This window comes from Daejeonella sp., assembly GCF_036405355.1.
Classification (GTDB): Bacteria; Bacteroidota; Bacteroidia; order Sphingobacteriales; family Sphingobacteriaceae; genus Daejeonella.
Window position 1 is genome coordinate 1 of record NZ_DASWXT010000052.1, and the last position, 18,512, is coordinate 18,512.

Sequence of the window (18,512 nt, forward strand, 5' to 3'; positions counted from 1 at the left end):
GTGGTTTCATTATCCATCCAATAGCTGTAGGTTAGATCGGGTGCCGGTGTATATGCTTTAGTCAGATCAATTGTTTCAGGATAATCTGCCTGTAATACGCGGTTTAATGTAACCTTCGGCACCTGTACAATGGTGACAAGGGTGGGTAATATTCTGACGCAGCCCGAAGAGCTCATACCTTTGACATAATACACCCCACTCACAGCAACTCTGCTGGGATTGGGCAATGGTATAGTCGCCTGACTGTTCCTCCAGTAGGAATAAGTCAGGTCGGAGCTGTTTCCCACCTTCAATGAGATATCTGTAAGGTCAACACTAATACATCTCGGGACCGGATCACGAATACTCATGTCCATTCCAGTTATTATTGTGTATAAGATCTGAGTACATCCCAGTCCCGGGTATGGAACAAGTTCAATACCTATTTTTGTACCCACTGCAGGAACGGGTGAGATCACCAGGCTATCGCTCTGACCCAGATCTTCCTTCGTTTCTGCATTAAACCAGCGATAGCCAAAAAAACCCGGAAGTGCTTTAAGTGTAATTGAATTGGTCTCAGGACAGGTAATATTACCCGTAACCGGAATGGAACAATTCTCATTAAAATCGATATAGGCATATCCAAAATGGCCTCCTCTTGAGCAGTCGTAGGAGGTGAATTCCAGGCGGATGGTACGACCAAGATAACTTGACAAATTAACAAGCACGGGTGCCCAATCCTTATATAATACTCTCGAATCCCGGTCTGAAGGCTGAAATCCAGGTAATCCACCTGAGGATACAAATTCAAAAGATCCGCAATCCGTTGAACTATCCGACATAGGGTCAAAAACCCGGGCCGTAAATTTAGGTTGCTCATCAGGCTCATGCCCGGGATTCTGAAATACCACCGCGTAACTGAATATGATCGAATAAGATTCTACATTCGCCGGAACATTGATCGTATAGCTGATCCGGTCTACTCCCCTGCCGGTAAGGTCATTTCCTAATTGGACCACATAATCACTGCCATTGGGAGCGTCCAGGGAAAACTCTCCATAACTATCCCTGCCTGAACCACTTCTAATTAGTGAGTGCTGCCCCCGAACCGGACCTGAAAAATTTAAAGATACTCTCGGGGGTCTGACCGCGTTAGGGAAACGATCACCTGTACCCGAAATTTCACCGATATAACAATCCCAGTTTTGAAAACTGCCATTCTCGAAACCAATGTTTTGGGGACATTCTGTAACTAACTGGGCATTACCGCGATAAGCAGCAAAGCCAAGTAAGAAAACTAAAAGCAGCCTCCGAAACATATTAAATCATTAAAAAATAATGACGAACAGATTACCGGTGTAGCACCGGGAATTAAACATTCAATTTAAGAAGATTATTTTATCCTTTACGATCTAATTATCAATATAATACATACTGAAAAAGGAGTGCTTTGGTTGTGTTCGGAAAATATTTTTTTTATTGGAACAGAAACGGAATAAAGATTAAGGATTGATCAGTTATTCAGATAGGCAAACATGAGTGCCGCTGCCCTGCCGGATGCCCCCGGCTCACCCATACGAATGGCAAGTTCATCGTAATTGATCAGCATTTCGGTGCGATAGAGTGGATCATTCAGCATCAGATCGAGTTCATTCCCGATCATCCTGCTGGTACAATCTTCCTGGATCAGTTCTTTAACAATAGTCTGATCCATAACCAGGTTGACCAGGGAGATATGCTTAATCTTAACCAGCATACGAGCAATCGCGATTGATACAGGATTACCTTTGTAAACGACCACCTGCGGGGTTTTCAGGAGAGCTGTTTCCAGAGTTGCTGTACCCGAAGTTACAATGGCTGCCTTTGAATTAAGCAACAGATTATAGGTCGCATTAAAAATGACAGCTATTTTTCTGCCTTCGAGATAGCCAGAATAGTCTTCTTCAGTGAAAGAAGGTGCTCCAGCGATTACAAACTGATATTCAGGAAAACGATCTGCCGTTCTGACCATTTCTGGCAAGACCCTTTCAAGTTCCTGCTTCCTGCTTCCCGGGAGGAGTGCAATAACTGGCCTGACATCCAGATTATGGGTAATCTTAAATAATTCGTCAGGAGGATTGGAAGCTATTGCATCCAATATCGGATTACCTACATAATCGACATCCATTCCCCATTTTTTATAGAATTCTACCTCAAAAGGCAGAATACAGAACATACGGTCGACGACCTTCTTAATCTTTAATACCCGTTTTTGGTTCCATGCCCAGACTTTCGGTGAGATATAGTAAAAGACTTTAAATCCTTTGTCCTTGGCAAAATCGGCAATCTTCAAATTGAAACCGGGAAAATCGACCAGAATGACAACCTCAGGCTGAAATTTAAGGATATCCTGTTTTGCCGTCTTAATGTTTTTGAGGATAGAATTCAGGTTTGCAATCACTTCGACAAATCCCATAAAAGCCATTTCTGAATAATGCTTGGCTAATCCGGGAGATACAGCCATCATCAGGTCGCCGCCAAAATACCTGAATTCCGCATTTGGATCTTTCAGTTTAAGCGCTTTCATCAGGTTTGATCCATGCAGATCACCCGAGGCTTCACCGGCAATTATGTAGTACTTCATGAATGGGTATCGTTCTAAATAAATAAACTTACCTGTATCAAACTTAGATAAATGTAGCTAGTTGATTTTGCTTTGGGCTATGGTCAAAGGGCTGTGTGCCGATTAAACTTATAAGCACAATCCCCGCTCTATCTCATTTCACGCAGCACATAGCTCACATCTCCAAATCCCATGTATTCAGAATCGGAATAGCATGATGTGCGGTCATGTCGAACTGTACCGGAACAACTGATACGAAACCATTATCAAGGGCCCAAACATCAGTATCTTCACCATGATCATTATTCTGGAACACTCCTGTCAGCCAGTAATAACTACGTCTGTTCGGGTCGGTACGCTCATCAAACTCTTCTGCCCATTTGGCATTTGCCTGCCTGCATATTTTAATTCCTTTAATGGCCGCCCCTCTTGGAAAATTAACATTCAGTAAAGTCCCTAAACCAAGGCCATTCTTCAAAACCTGATTGGTTATCTTCTCGATATATTTTTTGCAATGGCTGAAGTCAGCATCATGACCAAAATCGTCGAGTGAGAAACCGATGGAAGGTATACTTTCAATTGCACCTTCAACTGCTGCAGACATTGTCCCGGAATAAAGCACATTAATTGAGTTGTTCAATCCATGGTTTATACCGGATACACATAAATCAGGTTTTTTGCCTTTAAACACCTTATTTACTGCCAGTTTCACACAATCAACCGGAGTTCCTGAGCATTTATACATCTCAACACCTTCGTACAATTCTACCTTATCCAAACGCAAAGGCTTGGCTATGGTGATTGCATGGCCTGTACCAGACTGTGGTCCGTCAGGAGCAACAACAACAACATTTCCAATGCCCTGCATTACTTCAATCAGAGCCTTTATACCTGGAGCAGTAATTCCATCGTCGTTTACGACAAGAATGGTAGGTTTATTTTTTTTCATCGCAGCGAAATTACGAAATTTTCCTTTGCAGGGATGATTGTCTGCTTACTTACAATACCAAAAAAATGCCTGGTGATAACATCAAGCAAAGGTGGGGGAATTAAAAAAGCCCCTGTTCTAACAGGGGCTTGTCTCTATGTTATAAGCTTTTCAGCCAGTCAATAAGGTCTTCACGTGTCTTGCCTGTTTTTTGCTGGAGCCTTCCGTAAAGCTCTTCATCTTTACCTTCTTCGTATTTGAGATCATCATCAGTCATATCAGCATAAGCCTGTTTGACTTTGCCCTTCATCTCGGTCCATTTTCCTTTTAATTCTAACTTATCCATAGTTTTGTGTTTATGTTAAACTATTAAACGCAGTTAGACCGAAAATATTCCATGTGACTGGTGTCGCATATTTTCTGTGGCTGGTGTTATCACCAGCCACAGAAAATCCTAAACCTGATTTGTGCGAACACCAACCAGAAGAGGAAACTTACAAATTAGCAGCTCCGTTCCTGATTTCTTCTACAACGGAAGGATCAAGAAGTGTTGAAGTATCTCCAAGGTTTGAAGTTTCACCTTCAGCAATTTTTCTAAGGATTCTTCGCATGATCTTACCGGATCTTGTTTTCGGCAGACCTGATACAAACTGAACCTTATCAGGTTTAGCGATCGCTCCAATGATACGGGCAACAGTTTGAAGGATATCCCTTCTTGTCAGATCGTGATCGTGTGTAGAAGTTCCAAGGATAACATAGGCATAAATTCCCTGCCCTTTGATATCATGAGGATAACCCACAACAGCGCTTTCTACAACGTCTGCGTGCATATTAATTGCATTTTCAACCTCTGCGGTACCGATACGGTGACCGGATACATTGATTACATCATCAACCCTTCCGGTAATGCGGTAGTATCCGTCCTCATCTCTTAAACAGCCGTCACCAGTAAAATACATATTCTTGTAAGTAGAGAAATAAGTCAGACGGCAACGCTCATGATCTCCATAGGTTGTACGGATAATTCCCGGCCATGGGAACTTGATACATAAATTCCCGCTCACATCATTACCTGTTAATTCAACACCCTGCTCATCAACAAGGCAAGGCTGAACCCCCGGTAAAGGCAGTGTAGCATATCCAGGTTTTGTTGGAGTGATACCTGCAATTGCTGAGATCATAATTCCGCTATTTTCGGTCTGCCACCAGGTATCAACAATTGGACATTTTCCTTTTCCGATCTTATCATTATACCAGTGCCATGCTTCCTCATTTATAGGCTCGCCCACTGAACCAAGCTTGGTAAGCGAGCTCAGATCTTTCCCTTTTAAAGGTTCATCGCCAAAACTCATCAGAGAACGGATCGCTGTTGGAGCAGTGTAAAGGATATTTACCTTGTACTTATCTACTATTTCCCAGAAACGACCTGCATCAGGCCAGGTTGGTACACCTTCGAACATCAGGGTTGTTGCCCCCTGAGATAATGGTCCGTAAACAATATACGAGTGACCGGTAATCCAGCCAATATCTGCAGTACAGAAATGAACTTCACCAGGCTGGTACTGGAATACAGTTCTGAAGGTATATCCGGTATAAACCATATAACCTCCGCAGGTATGAACAACCCCTTTAGGCTTACCTGTAGAACCTGAAGTATACAATATAAATAAAGGATCTTCAGCATCCATCGGCTCAGCCGGACATGCAGGATTACCCTGAGTTTCTACTTTTTTAATCTCATCTTCCCACCATACATCGCGTCCTTTGATCATAGATACCGGAGTACGGGTACGGGTTAAAACGATTATTCTCTGAACCGATGTACACTGTACAATGGCATCATCAATTATATTTTTAAGCGGAATATCTTTATTCCCTCTAAAACCACCATCAGCAGTTATTACCAAATTACACTGGGCATCATTGATACGATCAGCAATCGACTGAGCAGAAAAGCCTCCGAAAACCACTGAGTGAATTGCACCAATACGTGCACAAGCCAGTACTGCAATTGCAAGTTCTGGAACCATAGGCATATAAATACAAATACGGTCGCCCTTTTTTGCACCATTATTCTTCAGTGCATTTGCAAACTGAACGACTTTAAAATGCAGTTCTTTATAGGTAAATGATCTGTAATGCTCTTCAGGATCATTCGGCTCCCAAAGCATTGCAATTTTATCTGCACTATTCTCAAGATGACGATCAAGGCAATTCTCCGTTATGTTTAACTTAGCACCACTAAACCATTTCACATTGGGCTCAGTGAAGTTCCAATCCAGAACTCTATCCCATTTTTTCTGCCAGTAAAAGGTATCGGCCACCTCAGCCCAGAAATTCTCTGGTTCTGCTACACTGTAGTCATAAACGCGTTTGTAATCGTCAAAGGAATTAATACGAAGATTCATTTTTTTATTGTTGTTCGGTAAATTAAATATAAGAGTACAATTATATCATATTCAGACCTGTTAGCCTAATATAGATGCAAAAAAATTACATTAATGCCGGATGCCCGGATGCTTTTAAAAGGAAAGTCTAAATTTATTGATAAAGTATTGCGTATCTGATTTTTTCTCCCGATATTTGCAAACTCTTTAAAGATTTGAATTTAAATAATAGATACACTTATAGTCATGTCGAGAATTTGTGATTTAACAGGAAAAATGGCGATGAACGGTTTCAACGTTTCTAACTCAAACGTAAAAACCAAACGTAAATTTTATCCTAACCTGCATGTAAAAAAGTTTTACATCCCAGAAGAAGACAGATGGATCACGTTGAAAGTTTCTACTTCAGCGATCAAAACCATCAGTAAAAATGGCATCACTGCTGTAATTAACAAATTCCTTAAAAAAGGATACATATAGAGAGTTATAAGTATTAAGTTATAGGTTATAAGTAATTAATTATACTGAAAACTTACAACTTAAAACCTACAACTTAAAACTAAAAAGATAATACAATGGCTAAGAAAGGCAACAGAGTTCAGGTTATTTTAGAATGTACCGAGCATAAGGAAAGTGGCATGGCTGGAATGTCTCGTTACGTAACCACCAAGAATAAAAAGAACACTACAGAGCGTTTGGAATTAAAGAAATTCAATCCTGTTCTGAGAAAAGTAACTGTTCACAAAGAAATTAAGTAATAAGTTATAAGTGGTATTTATAAGTATTGAAAACTTAAAATCTACAACTTAAAACCTACACTACAACTCAAATAACATACAGAAATGGCAAAGAAAGTAGTTGCAACCCTGAAGACAGGTGCTGGTAAAGAATATTCAAAAGTTATCACAATGAATAAGTCGCCAAAAACCGGTGCTTACTCATTCAAAGAAATTATCGTTCATAACGATCACGTGAAAGACGCTATTGCAGGAACTAATACCTCTAAGTAATTTTCACAATGTATTAACAGAAGCCGCCCGCGTATAATCGTCGGGTGGCTTTTTTCATTATATAATTGTTATCCGCCCCGGCAGATTTCTTAAATTTGGCACCATGGGATTATTTGATTTTTTCAAGAAAAAAGAAAACAACATACAGGAACAGGTAGAACTGGACAAAAGCCTCGAGAAGACCAAGGAAGGCCTTTTTACGAAGATTACCAAAGCTGTTGTCGGGAAATCGACCGTTGACGATGATGTGCTCGATGAACTTGAAGAAATTCTGGTTAACTCGGATGTGGGTGTTCAAACTACCTTAAAGATCATTGATCGGATCCAGGCTCGCGTAGCCCGTGATAAATACATCAATACTTCGGAGCTGAATGAACTTTTACGTTCTGAAATCCAAAGCCTTTTATCAGAGAACAACAGCAACGATTTTAGAAATTTTGAATACGGTGATCATAAACCATATGTCATCATGGTTGTTGGGGTAAATGGTGTTGGCAAGACCACAACTATTGGTAAACTGGCTCATAAATTGAAAATTGCCGGAAACAAGGTGGTTTTGGGTGCAGCAGATACTTTCAGGGCAGCCGCTGTAGATCAGCTAAAACTCTGGGCAGAACGGGTAAATGTACGAATCGTTGCCCAGCCAATGGGCTCTGACCCCGCATCTGTTGCCTTTGATACCCTGCAATCAGCTGTTGCCAATGGCGATGATGTGGCAATTATTGACACAGCCGGCCGCCTGCATAACAAAGTTGCTCTGATGAATGAGTTAACCAAGATCAAACAGGTGATGCAGAAAATCGTACCTGGAGCTCCACATGAGATCCTTCTTGTACTGGATGCCTCCACCGGACAAAATGCAATTGAGCAATGTAAGCAGTTTACGCAGGCAACTGAAGTAAACGCATTAGCGTTAACCAAATTAGACGGCACAGCAAAAGGCGGGGTCGTGATCGGGATATCTGATCAGTTTAAAATTCCGGTGAAATACATCGGTGTGGGTGAAGGAATAGATCATCTGCAATTATTTAATAAGAAAGAGTTTGTCGACTCCCTTTTTAAATAATCAGAGAAGCAAAGAATGAAGACTAAAATTAGCACAAAACCTACCCCGGTAAAACCGAGGGTCAATGTCATAACACTGGGTTGTTCAAAAAATATTCATGATTCTGAAGTCCTGATGGGCCAGTTAAGAGGTAACCAGATGGATGTTGTTCATGAAGCCGATTCACTTCGTAAGGATGACATCATCGTTATCAATACCTGCGGCTTTATTGATAATGCGAAACAGGAATCAATTGATACTATCCTGCAATACAGCGAGTTAAAAGACCAGGGGAAAATTTCTAAGCTTATCGTAACCGGATGCCTTTCTGAGCGGTACAAGCCAGAGCTTGAAGCCGAAATCAAAAATGTGGACTCCTATTTTGGAACAAACGATCTTCAAAAACTTTTGAGTTCGGTAGGCGCAGATTACAAGCATGAACTGCTAGGAGAACGTCTGCTGACTACCCCATCACATTTTGCCTATTTTAAAATTGCTGAAGGATGTAACAGGCCCTGCTCCTTTTGTGCAATTCCACTGATGAGGGGGAAACATGTTTCCAAACCTATTGAAGATTTAGTAAAAGAAGCTAAATTCCTCGCGAAGAATGGCACCAAAGAGCTGATCTTAATCGCTCAGGATCTGACTTATTACGGGCTTGACCTCTACAGCAAACGAAATCTTGCCGATTTGCTACGCAATCTGTCGGATGTTGATGGAATTGAATGGATCAGACTTCAGTATGCCTATCCTTCGGGTTTCCCAATGGATATTCTGGAAGTGATGAACGAACGTTCCAATATCTGCAATTACCTGGATATGCCTCTTCAGCACATCAGCGATTCGATGCTGAGCTCCATGAGACGTGGAATTACAAGACAAAAAACAATTGATCTGGTTAATTCCATTCGTGATAAAGTGCCTGATATCGCCTTACGTACAACTCTGATCTGCGGCTATCCCGGAGAAACAGAAAGAGATTTTGAAGAAATGAGGGATTGGGTTACTGAAACCCGTTTCGACCGTCTGGGATGTTTCACCTATTCTCATGAAGAAAAAACGCATGCCTACGAACTTATTGATGATGTTCCTGAGGAAGTAAAGCAGGAACGTGTGGAAACAATCATGGGTATTCAGCAGGAAATCTCATTCGATATCAATCAGGATAAAGTTGGTCGGACTTACAAGGTACTGATCGATAAAAAGGAGGGTAATTATTTAACAGGAAGAACAGAATATGATTCGCCAGAAGTAGATAATGAGGTTTTAATTGATGCCAGAATCAGCTATGCCACTCCAGGAAGCTTTGTTAAGGTAAAAATCGACCGTGCCGAAGATTTCGATCTGTATGGTCAGATTGTCAAAATTTAGATCAGCAAAGAGGAATTCATTAATTTCCGCTAATTTCGTTTCTGATGAAGGCAACTTATATTGATTACAGTGAAACCAGAAGCTTTTCGGAAGGCCTGATCCGCTATCTGAACAATGAAACGGACTTAAGTTCCTTCCAATCATATAGCCCCAACCTTCAGGGATTCAAGGACTTATTGGCCTCGAAAAAAAACAATTCGAACAGAGAAATTCTGGTCGAAGTTTTAAGGGAGCAATATTCCAAATTACCACAACCCTGTAATGAGCTGGTAAACTCAAACATCAGCCTGCTGCTTCAAAAGAATACTTTTACTGTTTGTACAGGCCATCAGCTCAATATTTTTACGGGTCCATTATATTTCATTTTTAAGATCGTCACTGCGATAAATCTGGCAAAGGAATTAAAATCCAACTTTCCGGATAAAAACTTTGTACCTGTGTACTGGATGGCAACAGAAGATCATGATTTTGCGGAAATCAATCATACTTACATCTCGGGAAAGAAGATCAGCTGGGAACTGGATGCGACAGGAGCCACTGGCAGATTAGCAACGAAAGGGATAGAAAAAGCAGTTCTGGAGTATCTTGCAGTTCTGGGAGTTTCAGAAAATGCTGATGAGTTGGGTAAACTGATTAGCTCTGCATATACAGGCACTACAAATCTGGCAGATGCGAGCAGGCAACTGGTCAACTCCCTTTTTGAAGAGTATGGATTGGTAATTCTGGACGCAGATGACAGAAGGTTAAAGAAGGAATTTTCAGAGATCATTGCAAAAGATATCACCGGCCAGCATAGCTTCAGAACCATCACTGATACCAATAAAAAGCTAGCAGAAAAAGGGATAGAAGCACAGGTAAATCCAAGGGAGATAAATTTTTTCTACCTGATGGATGGTTTGAGGGAACGAATCGTTTTTGAAGAAGATCTATACCGGGTATTAAATACAGAGATCAGTTTCAACGAGGAAGAATTATTAAAAGAGATCCAGGATTTTCCTGAACGCTTTAGTCCGAATGTTGTGATGCGCCCGCTTTATGAAGAAGTAATCCTTCCGAACCTGGCCTATATCGGAGGAGGGGCAGAAATTATTTACTGGCTGCAGCTAAAACAAAATTTCGACTATTTCGGTGTTGACTTCCCAATTTTGCTTCTTCGAAATTCTGCGATATTCGCTTCCCTGAATCTGGAAACGAAACTAAACCGGCTGGATCTTAATATAAAAGATATTTTTAAAAATTCTGAAGAGCTAAAAAAAGAATGGGTATTTAGCCATACTGAGCATAGCCTTAATTTACATGATGAGTGGCAGGAGCTCAGCTCCATTTTTGAAAAGATAAAATTGCGTACTTATAAGATCGACCCAAGTCTGGGGCCAAGTTCTGAGGCAGTAAAATCAAGATTACAAAAAGCTGTTAAAAATCTGGAAGCTAAATTAATTAAAGCCGAGAAAAGAAATTTTGGCGACGCACTTTCCCAGATCGATGTAATCAAATCAAAGCTTTTTCCAAATGGCGGATTACAGGAACGGTCTGAAAACTTTGGTTTGTTCTATGTGAAGTATGGTAAAGGTTTCATAAAAGCCCTTATCGGGAACTTCAAACCTCTTGATCTGAAATTTACGATATTAGAAGAGTAGATTAGATACATGACCTATCATACCTTTACCGAAACTAAGCTGCGGGATTTCACAAGATCCGTTTTCCTGAAAATGGGCTGCTCTTCAGAGCATGCTGATCTGGCCGCTGATGTACTCATTAAAGCAGATCTTCGCGGTATTGACTCGCATGGCGTGGCAAGGCTAACCGGCTATGTTCGCCTATGGGAAAAAGCCCGGATTAATCCCTCACCAGATATCAAAATAGTTCATGAAACTCCAACTACAGCCACTATTGACGGAGATGCAGGCCTGGGGCTCGTTGTAGCTCCTTTTGCAATGAAAGTGGCTATTGACAAAGCAGAAAAATATGGATCAGGCTGGGTATCTGTCAGGAATTCCAATCATTTTGGAATTGCAGCCTATCACACCATGATGGCTGTTGAGAGGGATATGATTGGATTTGCGATGACCAATGCAAGTCCGCTGGTAGCACCAACCTTTGCCAATGAACGAATGCTGGGGACTAACCCGATGTGCTATGCTTTCCCTGCCGGGAAATATCCTCCTGTCATTGTGGATATGGCAACCTCAGCCGCCGCCAATGGTAAACTGGAAATTGCACAGCGAACAGGCAAACCTGTTCCAGAAGGCTGGATACAGGATTCAAACGGGCAGCCGTCAATAGATCCACATGAATTAAAAAAAGGAGGCTCTCTGCTGCCTCTGGGAAGCGACAGGGACCACGGTAGCCATAAAGGCTTCGGACTAAGCGCAACGGTTGATATCCTCTCTGCAGTGCTCTCAGGTGCCAATTACGGCCCATGGGCACCTCCTTTTGTCGCATTCATGGAACCATCCAACGATCCCGTTGGTTTGGGATTAGGTCATTTTTTAGGTGCCTTGCGAGTTGATGGCTTCAGGCCGGTTGAGGAATTCAAAACTCATCTTGACAATTGGATAGAACGTTTCAGCTCAGCAAAACCAATCAGTGAAGACCTGAAAGTGATTATCCCCGGTGAACCTGAGTTAATCGCAGAAAAAGAGCGGCAGAGCAAAGGTATTCCTCTAATTAATGAGGTGTGCAATGATCTGAATGACCTTGCAGATAAATTGGGAATCAACAGACTCAGCTGATCATCGGCTGAATTTCTATATTCAAGCCTCTCAATCATTAAAATATGTTAAACATTAAGGGATGTATGGTTAAAAAGTTCATTTAATCTATATTCGCATATATGATTCAATTCAAGATGAAAGTTTACCGTTCATTAATTATTGCGCTGTTATTTCTTTTGCAGGCCGGTCAACTGTTCGCACAGGACACAATAAGTTTACAGACTATAGTAGACCGATCCCAAAAGCTTATTCAGGATTATCCTTCAGAAAAAGTTTATCTGCATTTCGACAAACCCTATTACGCTGTCGGAGATACCATCTGGTTTAAAGCTTATGTTGCTACAGGTCAGGATTTACCCTCCGACCTGAGTAAAGTTTTGTATGTGGATATTATTTCAGAAAATGACACCCTGGTCAGATCTATGAAGCTGCCGGTGGTTAATACTTCAGCATACGGCAGTATCACCCTTGACCCATCTGTCTACAAATCAAGCAACTATAGAATCAGAGCATACACCTATTGGATGTTGAATTTCAGTGATGAATATTTCTTTACTAAAAATATCAAAGTTGGAAATGCAATTAACAGGAATATCATTACTAATATTTCACTCAGTGGGCAGAATCCGGACAGTTCGCCAACAATAACAGCAAACATCTTATATAAAGACCCGGAAGGAAAGCCATTTGCGAATAAAAAGATAAGCTGGAGTCTTATTTCCAAATTTGAAACCATAGCACGGGGGAGGGAAACAACCAATGCAGATGGAATGGTTTCTTTAAAATTAAGTGCGGGTCAAAAAGCAGCTTTGGATACCGGAATACTTGAGACGGTACTTGAAGCAGAAACCGGAAAACTGATTACTTCTCAATTCTCGCTGAAAAATTCGTTTTCCGAAGCCGATTTTCAGTTTTTTCCTGAAGGAGGGGATTTAATTGAAAATGTAAGTAGGAAGGTAGCATTCAAAGCCGTTCAGGAAAAGGGCCTCGGGATTGATGTTAAGGGTGAAATAGTTGATAATACTGGTAAGGTAATCAGCAGCATTCAATCACAGCATCTGGGAATGGGATCATTTACGCTTTTACCCGAAAGTGGTAAAACCTATAAAGCCAACCTTAGCTTTTCAAACGGAATCAAGAAAACTATTCCCCTGCCACAGGCTAAATCATCCGGAATTGCAATATCTGTTGTTAGCTCAACAGCTTCGAATATCATTTTGCAGCTTTCAAGTAATCCGGCCTTTTTTGCCCAAAACCGGGATAAGAATTTCTACCTGATAGCCAGAAGTAAGGGTGTTATCTGTTTTGCGGCACAGACCAATTTAGCAACTATGAACATTGGGGCCTCTATAGCAAAAAACAAGTTTCCAACCGGAATTGTACAGATTACCCTGTTCACAAATAAAGGCGAACCTTTAACCGAACGTCTGGTATTTGTTAATCAAACAGATGTTTCAAGTCTGAGCATAAATTCCGATAAAAAGGTTTATGGCTCAAGACAGCCGGTGAAAATGAATATCACTGCTAAAACAAGAAATGCTCCCGTTGAAGGAAATTTTTCTCTATCAGTTATCAATGAATCCAAAGTTCCGCATTCCGAAGATGAAGAAACAACTATTCTTAGCTCCTTTCTGATTTCTTCAGAATTAAGAGGCTTTATTGAAAAGCCTAATTACTATTTCAATCAGACCAATGAAAAAAAACTCGCGGATCTTGATTTGCTGATGCTTACCCAGGGATACCGCAAATTCTCATATGAAGATATCATCAAAGGCAGGGAGCCTGTGATAAGTGTTCTTCCTGAGCAGGGAATTGAATTTACAGGGATTTTGCGTACATCGAACGGCATGCCGGTCTCCAAAGGCAGTTTGAAGCTGGTAGTTCCGGAAAGTAAGTTCTATGCCGAAACCACAACCAATCTGAAAGGGGAGTTCAAATTTGAAAAAGTGGTGATTACCGATTCAGCAGAAGCTACTATCAGTGCAAGAAGTTCAACTGCAGCACGCAACATGATGATCATGCTGAATGGTACTGCCTTCCCGACAATCAGCAAAAATGTCAATGTTCCGGATGAAGAACTTAACATTGACAGTGCTTTGGCAACTTATCTCGATAATAGTAAAAGGCAATATTTTTTGGCAACTCAAATGCTTCAGGAGGTCGTAGTTAAGGCTACAGCGATAAAAAAAGCAAGCCATTTGGATCATCCGGCTCTTTCAGGCCTTGGCGCTCAGCCCGATCATTTAATTGACAGCGAACGGTTTAAGGGATGTCCGATCTTACTTACCTGTCTGCAAACAGCAGCAACTGGACTTACTTTCAATGATAATAATTTTTATGTGACCAGGGTCTATAACTCCGGACTTAGGGTGCCCGTGCAGATCTTTTATAATGGGATGCCTGTTGATGCTAACTATCTGAACAATATTAACCCTGCTGATGTTGACAATATCGAGATCTTCCTGAAAGATGAGTTGGGAATGGTAAACCGGATGTATAATACAAATGGTGTATTAGTAATAAACTCTAAAACTGTACCTACAGGCAAGCCAGTGAGTGCTGAAGACCTGAAAAAATTATTTCCTCAGAATAACGTTTTGACTTTCAACCCTCAGGGATATATCAAAAAGAGAGAGTTCTACTCACCCAAATATTTGAGCCCTGAAAGCCGCACCACGGGATCTGACCTTCGCAGTACCATTTACTGGAATCCAAGAATCTTTACAGACAAGGCTGGGAATATGGCAGTTGAGTTTTATAATGGGGATAATAAAGGTACCTACAAAGCAATCGTAGAAGGCACTGATATTGATGGGAATCTATCCAGGTTTATTTACCGGTATAAGGTTGAGTAAAATTTAATTTTGAGCTATAAGCTTTTGGCGCTTTCCACCTGTCATCCAGAACGAAGTGAAGGAACTTTGTGCTCATGAAACAAAATTTGATCTATAATAGCAGAGTTTCCTCAGCTGCTGATGGGCAGCTTTCGGAATGACAGACGAGCTAAAAAAAAAGGAGGCCCTGGGACTAATCGCAGGGCCTCCTTTTTTGTTGAATGATTTTAGATTCTAATGAATCCCACCAAGCAATCTGCTCCATCGTATTTTATCGAAGAAGGTGCCTTTTGTATTCCAGCTCATCCACACGAATAAAGCCTTACCCACGATGTGGTCATCAGGTACAAAGCCCCAATAACGTGAATCCAGAGAATTGTCCCTGTTATCACCCATCATCCAGTAATAATTCATTTTAAAAGTATAGCTATTTGTCTTTTTGCCATTAATCAGGATATCATTTCCAACTCTTTCAATCTTATTTCCCTCATAAACTGAAATTGCACGTTCGTAAACTGAATAATTGCTGCTATCCAGTTTCACTGTCCAACCTTCTTTTGGTACGATAAGCGGCCCGAAATTATCGGCATTCCATTTAATTGAAGGATTATGCGGAAATATCTGAGAATCAAATTCGTTCAATGGTCTGATGTAAGGATTCACACTCTTTACATTTGCCCAGCCCTTAATAATTTCTGCATCGGCCGCAGTCATATTAAAAATATACTCATCTGCAGATGAGCGCTGTGCTTCAATATTCAGATCTTCTATTGCCTGAGGATTAAAATCAGTCCCATCAGACTTTACATAATAATATTTTTCGCCAAAAACAGGAACCTCAGCCGGCTTGTTATTCAGATATACACGGGCATCTTTGATCTGTATAGTATCTCCACCTATAGCCAGACAGCGTTTAATGTAGTTCTCACGTTTATCAACAGGTCTCGATAAGGGTGCATCTGCATCCATCGGGAAGTTAAAAACAACAACATCATTCCGTTTAACCTCTCCTAGTCCCGGGAGACGGCGGTAATCCCACTGAATGCCTTCCCAATATGCCTTTGTTCCGGTTATTGGCATGGTGTGATGAGCAAAAGGAAAAGATACCGGTGTGATGGGCATCCTTGCTCCATAGTTCACTTTACTGACGAAAAGATAATCACCGACAAGCAGTGTTTTCTCCATAGAACCCGTTGGAATAACATAGGCCTCAATAAAAAGTCCCCTGATTAAAGTAGCAGCCACCACAGCAAACAGAATAGCGTCAAACCACTCTCTTCCGGCACTTTTCTTAGTCCGAACTTTCTTATCCTTCGATTTACCCTTATTTGTTAAACTCATGCTCTATTGTAATCAATTTAAATGCTAAAATCAAACATATCTGTGATATTAAAAAATCCGGTCTTGTCTTCCAGCCACTCTGCTGCCATTACAGCGCCAAGGGCAAAACCGGCACGACTATGAGCCTTATGCTTAAATTCAATATCATCTACTTCCGAACTATAAATGACCGTATGAGTGCCCGGAACATCCTCTATACGATGTGATTCGATCAGTAACTGATCTGGCTTAGGTATTAATTCTTCACCAGAACCTATCAGCTCATTCGCCCACTCATTCTTGCGGTCAAGTTCAGAAATAATACCTTCAGCAATAGTCATAGCAGTACCGCTTGGGGAATCAAGTTTCTGTGTATGATGAATCTCTTCAACCTGAACCTCGTATTGGGGATACCTGTTCATGATCTTAGCAAGCACTTTATTCACAAAAAAGAATACATTCACTCCAATACTAAAATTAGATGCGTATAAAAGTGTATTGTTACTCTCCTCACATTTATTCTTTACTGCCTGTAAATGGCCATACCATCCTGTAGTACCCACCACAATCGGAACATGTGCTGCAAAGCAAATCTCGATATTGCCCAGGGCAGAATCAGGGGTACTAAAATCAATGGCTACATCTGCCTTTTCTAAATTCGGGATACTCAGATCCTCCAAATTATCAACATTGACCTTCAGAACAACTTCGTGGCCTCTTTCAATTGCAAATTGTTCAATGATACGGCCCATTTTACCATATCCAAGAATAGCTATCTTCATTATTTTAAATTATATACACATCTTCATAAACTCAGCTTCAGTTTTAGCCCTACAGCAGGGGAAAAAGCTGAAGCGTAAACAGGCAACTGGCTTACAGATGGCTGTACTTTTATCGACAATTCATCAGAAATATCAAACCTGAAAAACTTTGCATCAACATAAGCATCAATGATTGTAATCGCATAAAATCCTAGTCCGGCTAATACTGAAAGATCCCGATCTCGTCTGTAAGCATCCTTAATCTGAATAATTCCTTCATTAGTATATCCTGAGTACAGTGGATTTTCTGTTTTTTCGGGATTAAGTTCACGAAATTGGGCTTCCTTCAGAAAGACTTTATAATTCCGCTGATTAAACTCAAAAACGAGGCCAATTCCAATAAAACCACCATAAACTAACGGAACTTTCCACCAGCGTTTGTTGTAGATCTGTCCGAGGCCCGGCAGCATCAGGGATCTCATTGCTGCACGACGAGGCATCGCTTCGATTGCAAGACGGGCAGAATCTTTCAGAACGGGCTCTTTTTTTACTTTCACTTTACTGCTGTCTGATTTAGCAGGAGGAGTCCCTGTAACCTGGGAAAGCGCATCTGTTTGCGTTAAAAAACACATAAAGATGAAACCCAATAGGATTTTCAATTTCATTACCAGTCTAACATTTCCAGAATCCGGTTCAGATCATCATCAGACATGAACCCAATTTCAATAGAGCCCTTACCTTTTTCATCCAGCTTTAGCTTAACCTTAGTGCTAAACTTAGAGGCAAGATCATCCTGAATCTTCATGTACTGAAAAGACATTCCGCTTGCCTTTACAGGTTTTTTTCCTTTTCCAATATTCTGCAGCTGTCTTACTAAATCTTCTACCTTACGTACCGAAAGTCCGCGATTTATGATCTCCTGAAAAAGATAAAGTTGTTTATCGACATCCTCTACTGAAATCAGAGCACGTGCATGCCCCATAGAGATCTCTTTATCTCGTATAGAAGCCTGAATAGCAGGGGGAAGTTTTAGCAAACGAAGGTAATTGGTTACAGTAGAGCGGTTCTTGCTCACACGCTCCCCAAGTTGCTCCTGCTTCAAATTACATTCGTCAATCATCCGCTGAAAGCTAAGGGCTACTTCTATTGCATTCAGATTTTCACGCTGAATATTTTCAATCAGCGCCATTTCCAGCATTTGTTGGTCATTTGCTGTACGAACATAAGCCGGAATCTCGGTTAAGCCCGCCAGTTTGGATGCCCTTAACCTGCGTTCACCTGAAATAAGCTGATAAGAATTCTGTCCCGACTGTCTGACAGTGATTGGTTGAATCAAGCCCTGCAGTTTGATCGACTCCGCGAGTTCATGGAGTGCTTCAGGATCAAAATCAGTACGGGGTTGAAATGGATTAACCTGAACCTGACTGATCTTTACGGAGCTGATAGAACCCAGTGAGGAGCTTTCATTACTAACCTGTTGTCTGTCATTTTCCGGCAAATCCGAATCGTCCAAAAGAGCTCTTAATCCCCTTCCTAATCCGGTTTTCTTTTGGTAGATCAT

Annotated in this window: 17 protein-coding genes; 8 read left to right on the forward strand and 9 right to left on the reverse strand. The window is 41.0% G+C overall.

All coding sequences use genetic code 11. The features are described 5' to 3' along the window. The 5 genes from VGE44_RS06400 to acs form a co-directional block, all read right to left on the reverse strand. The coding region (locus VGE44_RS06400) for a hypothetical protein (protein ID WP_331077096.1) at window positions 1–1,298 on the reverse strand (1,298 nt) is incomplete at its 3' end. Window positions 1,299–1,492: 194 nt separating this feature from the next. Further along, window positions 1,493–2,602, reverse strand: a complete 1,110-nt coding sequence (gene lpxB, locus VGE44_RS06405; protein ID WP_331077098.1) for a lipid-A-disaccharide synthase — start codon at window positions 2,600–2,602, stop codon at window positions 1,493–1,495. 154 nt (window positions 2,603–2,756) lie between these two features. Next, entirely contained in the window at window positions 2,757–3,530 is a 774-nt protein-coding gene (gene surE / locus VGE44_RS06410; RefSeq protein WP_331077100.1) for a 5'/3'-nucleotidase SurE, read from the reverse strand. Between the two features lie 139 nt (window positions 3,531–3,669). Further along, window positions 3,670–3,855 (reverse strand): CsbD family protein, encoded by a 186-nt coding sequence (locus tag VGE44_RS06415; RefSeq protein ID WP_331077102.1) that lies wholly within the window; start codon window positions 3,853–3,855, stop codon window positions 3,670–3,672. A gap of 148 nt (window positions 3,856–4,003) precedes the next feature. After that, window positions 4,004–5,917, reverse strand: coding sequence for an acetate--CoA ligase (acs, locus tag VGE44_RS06420; RefSeq protein ID WP_331077104.1), 1,914 nt, complete (start codon window positions 5,915–5,917; stop codon window positions 4,004–4,006). Window positions 5,918–6,142: 225 nt separating this feature from the next. Between acs and rpmB the strand changes: the two genes are divergently transcribed. From rpmB to VGE44_RS06460, 8 genes are all read left to right on the forward strand, one after another. Then, window positions 6,143–6,376 carry a 50S ribosomal protein L28 gene (gene rpmB, locus VGE44_RS06425; RefSeq protein ID WP_079703650.1) on the forward strand — a complete coding sequence of 78 codons (234 nt, stop codon included), beginning with the start codon at window positions 6,143–6,145 and terminating at the stop codon, window positions 6,374–6,376. 95 nt (window positions 6,377–6,471) lie between these two features. Then, window positions 6,472–6,654 carry a 50S ribosomal protein L33 gene (gene rpmG / locus VGE44_RS06430; protein WP_079703649.1) on the forward strand — a complete coding sequence of 61 codons (183 nt, stop codon included), beginning with the start codon at window positions 6,472–6,474 and terminating at the stop codon, window positions 6,652–6,654. An 84-nt stretch (window positions 6,655–6,738) separates the two neighbouring features. Further along, complete coding sequence (locus VGE44_RS06435) at window positions 6,739–6,906, forward strand: DUF4295 domain-containing protein (RefSeq protein WP_331077112.1); 168 nt, start codon at window positions 6,739–6,741, stop codon at window positions 6,904–6,906. A gap of 103 nt (window positions 6,907–7,009) precedes the next feature. Continuing rightward, the gene (gene ftsY / locus VGE44_RS06440) at window positions 7,010–7,972 is read left to right on the forward strand and encodes a signal recognition particle-docking protein FtsY (protein WP_331077114.1); all 963 of its coding nucleotides are present in this window, start codon (window positions 7,010–7,012) and stop codon (window positions 7,970–7,972) included. A gap of 15 nt (window positions 7,973–7,987) precedes the next feature. After that, complete coding sequence (gene rimO / locus VGE44_RS06445) at window positions 7,988–9,322, forward strand: 30S ribosomal protein S12 methylthiotransferase RimO (protein WP_331077116.1); 1,335 nt, start codon at window positions 7,988–7,990, stop codon at window positions 9,320–9,322. A gap of 44 nt (window positions 9,323–9,366) precedes the next feature. After that, entirely contained in the window at window positions 9,367–10,959 is a 1,593-nt protein-coding gene (gene bshC, locus VGE44_RS06450) for a bacillithiol biosynthesis cysteine-adding enzyme BshC (protein ID WP_331077118.1), read from the forward strand. 9 nt (window positions 10,960–10,968) lie between these two features. Further along, window positions 10,969–12,054 (forward strand): Ldh family oxidoreductase, encoded by a 1,086-nt coding sequence (locus VGE44_RS06455; RefSeq protein WP_331077121.1) that lies wholly within the window; start codon window positions 10,969–10,971, stop codon window positions 12,052–12,054. A 101-nt stretch (window positions 12,055–12,155) separates the two neighbouring features. Next, the gene (locus VGE44_RS06460) at window positions 12,156–14,891 is read left to right on the forward strand and encodes a carboxypeptidase regulatory-like domain-containing protein (RefSeq protein WP_331077123.1); all 2,736 of its coding nucleotides are present in this window, start codon (window positions 12,156–12,158) and stop codon (window positions 14,889–14,891) included. A 213-nt stretch (window positions 14,892–15,104) separates the two neighbouring features. On the opposite strand, the gene lepB is transcribed toward VGE44_RS06460, so the two are convergent. Genes lepB through VGE44_RS06480 form a run of 4 tightly spaced genes read right to left on the reverse strand, consistent with a single transcriptional unit; the run spans window position 15,105 to window position 18,512 of the window. After that, entirely contained in the window at window positions 15,105–16,211 is a 1,107-nt protein-coding gene (gene lepB / locus VGE44_RS06465) for a signal peptidase I (RefSeq protein WP_331077125.1), read from the reverse strand. A gap of 17 nt (window positions 16,212–16,228) precedes the next feature. Beyond that, window positions 16,229–16,972 carry a 4-hydroxy-tetrahydrodipicolinate reductase gene (gene dapB, locus VGE44_RS06470; protein ID WP_331077127.1) on the reverse strand — a complete coding sequence of 248 codons (744 nt, stop codon included), beginning with the start codon at window positions 16,970–16,972 and terminating at the stop codon, window positions 16,229–16,231. Window positions 16,973–16,995: 23 nt separating this feature from the next. Next, the gene (locus VGE44_RS06475; protein ID WP_331077129.1) at window positions 16,996–17,616 is read right to left on the reverse strand and encodes a DUF5683 domain-containing protein; all 621 of its coding nucleotides are present in this window, start codon (window positions 17,614–17,616) and stop codon (window positions 16,996–16,998) included. After that, complete coding sequence (locus tag VGE44_RS06480; protein ID WP_331077131.1) at window positions 17,616–18,512, reverse strand: ParB/RepB/Spo0J family partition protein; 897 nt, start codon at window positions 18,510–18,512, stop codon at window positions 17,616–17,618. Before VGE44_RS06480 ends, VGE44_RS06475 begins: the two co-directional genes overlap by 1 nt.